This is a genomic window from Kamptonema animale CS-326 (assembly GCF_028330895.1).
Classification (GTDB): Bacteria; Cyanobacteriota; Cyanobacteriia; order Cyanobacteriales; family Microcoleaceae; genus Kamptonema; species Kamptonema formosum.
Map to the genome: position 1 here is coordinate 1 of NZ_JAQMUA010000257.1, position 1949 is coordinate 1949.

Annotated in this window: 1 protein-coding gene; it reads left to right on the forward strand. The window is 45.0% G+C overall.

Features of this window, described 5'->3' with window-relative positions; all coding sequences use genetic code 11:
* Nucleotides 1-405: 405 nt before the first annotated feature.
* Complete coding sequence (gene purF / locus PN499_RS15105; protein ID WP_272032815.1) at nt 406-1869, forward strand: amidophosphoribosyltransferase; 1464 nt, start codon at nt 406-408, stop codon at nt 1867-1869.
* The last annotated feature ends 80 nt before the right edge of the window (nt 1870-1949 follow it).

Below are 1949 nucleotides of genomic sequence, written 5' to 3' on the forward strand. Positions count from 1 at the left end.
CTTGAATCCTTCTCGATCATAACAAGTAAAAACACTTACATTCGGTAAATTTAATAAAATATCTAAGTGAAGATCCATTGCTCGCAACCTAGTAAAATGTAGTATCTGATACATTTTACCACAGGATGCCGAAAGAGCCGATTGTGGGAGTCCCGCATCTGAATTTGGGGGAAATCCCCCCGATCGCTAATCGTTAACTAACGTTACAATTGGAAATATGTGCGATCGCTTACCATGCCATCGAACGCCCCTTAGCATCTGCCTACAGGCATAGGATGTGAGTTAATGCCTATTTCATGGGAACATTAAGAAATAATTAAACTGCGCGGCGGCTGCGCCGGACAGCATTCAGCTTTCAGAGCCTCCCACTAACCCACGATCCTGTATTAGGAACCAAGCCATACCATGATCCCCAACCATCCCCTCGCGGCTGACGAAAATTTGGCATCCGACAAGCAAGAAGAAGCTTGCGGTGTTTTCGGTATCTGTGCCCCCGGTGAAGATGTCGCTAAAATGACATACTTTGGTCTGTACGCCTTACAACATCGGGGTCAGGAATCAGCAGGAATTGCCACATTTGAGGGTGAAAATGTGCATTTGCACAAAGATATGGGCCTAGTCTCCCAAGTCTTCAATGAATCCTGCTTAAGTCACCTGCCTGGAACCATAGGAGTTGGTCACACTCGCTACTCTACTACAGGCTCATCAAAGGTTGTGAATGCTCAGCCTGCTGTTGTGAAAACCCGCTTAGGTTCCTTGGCTCTAGCACATAATGGCAATCTTGTCAATACTGGTGTCTTACGCGAAGAATTGCTAAACCGCAACTGCAATTTTGTAAGTACAACAGATTCAGAGATGATAGCAGTGGCGATCGCACTAGAAGTAGACGATGGCAAAGACTGGTTAGAAGCCGCAATCAGCGCCTTTCATCGCTGCACGGGAGCCTTTAGTTTAGTCATCGGCACCCCCGCAGGCTTAATGGGAGTACGCGATCCCTACGGCGTGCGTCCCCTTGTAATTGGCACTTTAGGTACAAATCCCATCCGCTACGTCTTAGCATCAGAAACCTGCGCCTTAGATATCATTGGTGCCGAATATTTGCGAAATGTAGAACCAGGAGAATTAGTTTGGATCACCGAAGATGGTATGGCTTCCTTCCACTGGAGTCAACAACCAAAGCCAAAACTTTGCATCTTTGAAATGATTTATTTTGCTCGACCAGACAGCATAATGGAAGGCGAAAGTTTGTATAGCTACAGGCTCAGAATCGGGCGCAAACTAGCAGAAGAATCGCCCATTGATGCTGATATTGTCATCGGCGTTCCTGATTCTGGAATTCCCGCCGCCATTGGCTTTTCCCAAGTTTCCGGGATTCCTTATGCTGAGGGACTGATTAAAAATCGCTACGTTGGACGCACATTTATTCAGCCAACTCAGACAATGCGAGAATCAGGAATTAAGATGAAACTCAACCCTCTTAAAGATGTCTTAGAGGGTAAGCGAGTAATCATGGTAGACGACTCAATTGTGAGAGGTACTACTAGCAAAAAAATTGTTAAAGCTTTGCGAGATGCCGGTGCTACTGAAGTTCACATGAGAATTTCGTCACCACCCGTCACTCACCCTTGTTTTTACGGAATTGATACCGATAACCAAGATCAGTTAATTGCTGCTACGAAATCAGTAGCAGAAATTGCCAACCAAATTGGGGTTGATTCTTTAGCTTTCTTGAGTAGAGAAGGAATGTTGAAGGCGACTAAGGAAGATTCTAATAATTTCTGTTCGGCCTGTTTCACGGGGGATTATCCGATTGTTGTCCCAGAACCAGTTAAACGGTCTAAGTTAATTCTGGAAAAAGTTCCTACTTAATTAGTCAAAGTAGGTAAGTAGGTGGACATAAATAAACGCTATAAATTGTAAGGTGGGCGCTCGCCGCAACCATCTTCTTC